Source organism: Pseudomonas californiensis (assembly GCF_021147775.1).
In the GTDB taxonomy this organism is placed as follows: Bacteria; Pseudomonadota; Gammaproteobacteria; order Pseudomonadales; family Pseudomonadaceae; genus Aquipseudomonas; species Aquipseudomonas californiensis.
Genome location: NZ_JAGTPK010000080.1, coordinates 1 through 4716 on the forward strand (window position 1 = coordinate 1; position 4716 = coordinate 4716).

A 4716-nucleotide genomic window follows, 5' to 3' on the forward strand; every position below is an offset into this window, starting at 1 on the left:
GGGGTTGTACGCCCAAACCCCAGATTTTTTTGTCGGATGCTGAAGAACGGAGCCACCCGCTAATCGCTTGATGGGGGAGAAAGCCTCAACCGCGTAACTTACAGGCCGATCGGATTGGTGGTTTCAGGGCCAGATTTAACTGCGATTTTTTGTGCATATTTGATTGCACTGCTGATTGTGCTTCGGCTACAGCCAATCGTTCGTTGCACCTGCGACCACGAACTACCACTGGCCAATAGTCTGTTAATAGCCCCATATCGATTTTGATCGACTTGCCGTCCTCGATACTTCCCGTTCGCCTTGGCCTTGGCAATACCTTGCGTTTGCCTCTCTCGGCGCTGTTCATAATCACGGCGTGCAATTGCAGCCAGCATGTCTAGCAGCATGTCGTTGATAGCTCCGAACATGCGCGCATCGAATTCATTTTGCGCGGGTGCAAGATGCTGCCAAGTGGTCGGGACGTTGACGGCAACCACACGAACCTGTCGTTCTCGAATCAATTTTTTGAGTTTTTCCCATTCGCCACCGGTTAGCCGCGATAGCCGATCAACGTCTTCCACCAACAGCACGTCGCTGGGTCGGCTGTCGGCTAAAAGTCGAAACAGTTCTGGGCGGTCAAGTCGTGCCCCTGATTCGTTTTCTGCGTAATGGTTGCAAATAACCACTCCACGCTCACGAGCGAAGCTATCTAATGCGCCTCGTGCTCGTTGCGCGTCCTGCTCGCTGGTTGAAGCGCGCAGGTATGCACGGACAAAGTAGGTCATCGGTACCAATAGGGTCATTTTGGCGAACTGGTCCTATTTGGGTTGTTCGGCAAGTAATACAGTACCACATATTGTCGGTTCGCTAAGGGGATACCCAATTCGAACCAGCCTCATGGCATATGATAGGTACTATTGATATCTATCACTATTAGATACATACTCCTGATAGCTATCATGAAAGGAGTTCCTCCATGCCAACCACCGCCAAGTTATTCGTCACAGGGCGAAGCCAAGCAGTAAGGCTTCCAAAAGAGTTTCGGTTTCAGGGGACGGAAGTCTTCATACGTCGAGATATTCACACCGGCGAGATTGTCCTGTCACCTAAGCCTGCATCTTGGTCTGAGTTCTTCGCACTCGCCGATCGCACCAAGATTCCAGCAGGGTTCATGGCAGATCGAGAAGACCGGCCAGCCAAAGAGAGAGAGCTGTTTTGAAGCGCTACATGCTCGATACGAATACGGCGAGTTACGTGATAAAGGGGCATCCTCCCGAAGTTCGCGAGCGTCTAGCAAAACAGCCGATGGACAGCATCGTTATCTCGACCGTCACACAAGCGGAATTGCTTTATGGCTTGGCCCGCAAGGGCCATCCAGCAGCCCTTGCGAACCTAATCCGAGAGTTTTTGCTTCGTGTCCAGGTCTTGCCCTGGGATGGGCATGCCGCCACCGTCTATGGCGACTTACGAGCTTCTTGCGCAGCGGTCGGCATCACTCTGGGCGCACTTGATATGATGATTGCTGCGCATGCCGTAGCTGCCAACGCGACGCTCATTACCAATGACAAGGCGTTTGCTTTTGTTCCTGATGGCGTACTTGCTGTCGAAGATTGGATAGACGGACGCTGAGGCGCTAACGGATGGTGGTGAAGAATAAACTACTGACGATCCTGTCATGCGCCGAACAGGAAGCCCTCTATGGGCTACCCGACTTCGATGATGGCCAGCAACTGGAATACCTCTCGTTGTCGGAGGCGGAACTGTCACTCGCCACAAGTCGTCCAGGGATCGATGCTCAGGTCTACTGCATCTTGCAGATCAGCTACTTCAAGGCCAAACACGCTTTTTTCCGTTTCGCATGGACTCCTGACGTAGAGAGCGATGTCGCTTTTGTGCTGAGTCGTTACTTCCACAGTGAGGTGTTTGAGCCTGAGGCGATAACTGACCACGAGCACTATACGCAGCGTCGTCAGATCGCAAAGCTGTTCGGCTACAGGCCCTGGTCAAAGGAGTTCCTGCATCAGCTCACGCAACAGGCCGCACAAGTCGCTCGACGCGACGTGACGCCCGGTTTTGTGGCATCTGAACTGATTGTCTGGCTCCACGAGCATAAGATTATCCGACCGGGCTACACCACACTGCAAGAACTGATCAGCGAGACATTGTCGACTGAGCGGCGACGTTTGGGGGATCTGCTGGAGGAGGTGCTAAGCGAAGCCGACAAGGCAGCGCTTGGCGAGCTGATCAAACGCGACGATGTGCTTTCTGGCCTCGCAGTACTGCGCCAGGACGCCAAGGATTTCCGGTGGCGACAGATGGCTCGTGAGCGCGAAAAGCGTGCCACGCTAGCCCCCTTGCATTGGATAGCCAAGAGACTGCTGCCGAAACTCGGCATTTCGAAGCAAAACCTGCTCTATTACGCCAGCCTGGTGAATTTCTACACCGTCTACGACTTGCGTCGGCTACGGTCCGATCAGACCCACCTTTACTTGCTGTGTTACGCCTGGCTGCGCTATCGGCAGCTTACCGACAACCTGGTCGATGCGCTGGCCTATCACATGAAACGGTTGGAGGATGAAACCAGCGCGGCGGCCAAGAAATCCTTCGACACCGAACAACTTCGCCGGCAGCAGGAAACGCCACAGGTCGGGCGTTTGCTCTCGCTCTATGTCGACGACAGCGTGGCCGATCCCACGCCGTTTGGCGAGGTACGGCAGCGTGCCTACAAGATCATGTCAAAGGGCACGCTGCAAAGTACCGCGCAGCGTATGAGTATAAAACCGGCAAACAAGCTGGCACGACATTGGCTGGCCGTCGATGGTATTGCCGACCGTATGCGTCGGCAGCTGCGTCCGTTGTTCGGCGCGCTCGATTTTTCCAGTATCAACACGGACAATCCGTGGCTCACGGCGCTCGGCTGGACCAAGGGCGTGTTCGCCAGGCAGCAACGCCTGACGCAGAGGCCGCTGACGGAATGCCCGGTAGCGACACTGCCCAAACGGCTGCGGCCGTATCTGCTGACGTTCGATGGTGACGGCAATGCGACCGGACTGTACCCGGACCGCTACGAATTCTGGTTGTACCGACAGATCAGGAAGCGTTTCAAGTCCGGCGAAATCTATCTGGACGACAGCTTGCAGCACCGCCATTTGATGGACGAGCTGGTTTCGCTGGAGGATAAAGCCGACATACTGGCGCAGATGGAGATCCCCTTCCTACGACAACCGATTGAGGCTCAGCTTGATAAACTGAAAGCCGAGCTGCACACGCAATGGCTGACCTTCAACCGCGAACTAAAACAGGGCAAGCTGACGCAGCTGGAGTATGACAAGGACACCCAGGTGCTGATCTGGCGCAAACCCAAGGCCGACAAACAGCCCGTGCGTGAAAAGAGTTTCTACGAGCAGCTGCCGTTCTGCGATATCGCCGACGTGTTCCGCTTTGTCGACAACCAGTGTCAATTTCTGGCCGCACTGACACCGTTGCAGCCACGCTACGCAAAAAAAGTGGCTGATACCGACAGTCTGATGGCGGTGATCATCGCCCAGGCCATGAACCACGGCAACCTGGTAATGGCTAAGACGAGCGACATTCCCTACCATGTGCTGGAGACGACCTATCAGCAATACCTGCGCCAGGCATCACTCCAAGCCGCCAACGATTGCATCAGCAACGGCATTAGCGCGCTGCCAATCTTCCCGCATTATTCGTTTGACCCCGATGTGCTGTACGGCGCAGTCGACGGTCAGAAGTTTAGCGTCGAACGGCCCACCATCAAGGCGCGTTACTCGCGTAAATACTTTGGCCGAGGCAAGGGGGTGGTTGCTTACACGCTGCTGTGCAACCACGTGCCAATTAATGGCGACCTGATAGGGGCACACGATTACGAAGGTCACCATGTGTTCGACATCTGGTATCGCAATACATCAGATATCGTGCCGACCGCAATCACCGGAGACATGCACAGTGTCAACAAGCTCAACTTCGCCATCCTGCAGTGGTTTAGTTCGAGTTTTGAGCCGCGCTTCACCAACCTCGGCCACCAGTTGAAGGAACTGTACTGCGCTGATGACCTGTCACTTTATGATAAATGTCTGATCCGGCCAGTCGGCCAGATCGACCGGCAACTCATTATCAGCGAAAAGTCCAATATCGATCAGATTGTCGCCACACTGGGTCTGAAGGAGATGACGCAAGGAGTACTGGTTCGCAAGCTCTGCACCTACACCGCGCCGAACCCGACGCGGCGTGCAATCTTCGAGTACGACAAACTGGTGCGCAGCATCTATACACTGCGTTATCTGCGCGACCCGCAACTGGAGCGCAACGTGCACCGCTCGCAAAACCGCATCGAGTCCTATCACCAGCTACGCTCGGCCATCGCCCAGGTCGGGGGCAAGAAAGAGTTGACCGGACGCACCGACATTGAGATAGAGATCAGCAACCAGTGCGCGCGTCTGATTGCCAACACGATCATCTTCTACAACTCCGCGATCCTGTCCCGGCTGTTGACCAAGTACGAGGCGAGCGATAACACCAAGGCACTGGGATGGATCGCTCAAATATCGCCGGCAGCCTGGCGACACATCCTGCTCAACGGGCACTACACCTTTAACAGCGAAGGGAAGCTTATTGACCTCGATATAATAATTGAAGGAATGGATGTGGGATGACGAAGCTTTCTGGGGGCCGTCATTCAGTCCAACAAAAAAATCTGGGGTTTGGGCGTACAACCCC

At 54.8% G+C, this 4716-nt stretch carries 4 protein-coding genes; 3 read left to right on the forward strand and 1 reads right to left on the reverse strand.

Annotated elements, in window-relative coordinates; translation table 11 throughout:
- Nucleotides 1–98: 98 nt before the first annotated feature.
- On the reverse strand, nucleotides 99–782 hold the full coding sequence (locus KDX37_RS28625; RefSeq protein WP_231656559.1) for a recombinase family protein: 684 nt from the start codon (nucleotides 780–782) through the stop codon (nucleotides 99–101).
- A 173-nt stretch (nucleotides 783–955) separates the two neighbouring features.
- Between KDX37_RS28625 and KDX37_RS28630 the strand changes: the two genes are divergently transcribed.
- From KDX37_RS28630 to KDX37_RS28640, 3 genes are read left to right on the forward strand one after another with little or no spacing between them, the layout of a single operon-like run.
- The gene (locus tag KDX37_RS28630) at nucleotides 956–1198 is read left to right on the forward strand and encodes an antitoxin (RefSeq protein WP_054071615.1); all 243 of its coding nucleotides are present in this window, start codon (nucleotides 956–958) and stop codon (nucleotides 1196–1198) included.
- Nucleotides 1199–1206: 8 nt separating this feature from the next.
- A complete protein-coding gene (locus KDX37_RS28635) occupies nucleotides 1207–1608 on the forward strand; it encodes a type II toxin-antitoxin system VapC family toxin (protein WP_044345837.1) in 402 nt (133 codons plus the stop codon).
- Nucleotides 1609–1619: 11 nt separating this feature from the next.
- Nucleotides 1620–4652, forward strand: a complete 3033-nt coding sequence (locus KDX37_RS28640; protein ID WP_231656560.1) for a Tn3 family transposase — start codon at nucleotides 1620–1622, stop codon at nucleotides 4650–4652.
- Nucleotides 4653–4716 lie beyond the last annotated feature (64 nt).

What these genes read in the sequence shown, in the direction of transcription:
- KDX37_RS28625 (WP_231656559.1), bottom strand. Translation starts at nt 782, where the DNA reads ATGACCCTATTGGTACCGATGACCTACTTTGTCCGTGCATACCTGCGC.
- KDX37_RS28630 (WP_054071615.1), top strand. Translation starts at nt 956, where the DNA reads ATGCCAACCACCGCCAAGTTATTCGTCACAGGGCGAAGCCAAGCAGTA.
- KDX37_RS28635 (WP_044345837.1), top strand. Translation starts at nt 1,207, where the DNA reads ATGCTCGATACGAATACGGCGAGTTACGTGATAAAGGGGCATCCTCCC.
- KDX37_RS28640 (WP_231656560.1), top strand. Translation starts at nt 1,620, where the DNA reads ATGGTGGTGAAGAATAAACTACTGACGATCCTGTCATGCGCCGAACAG.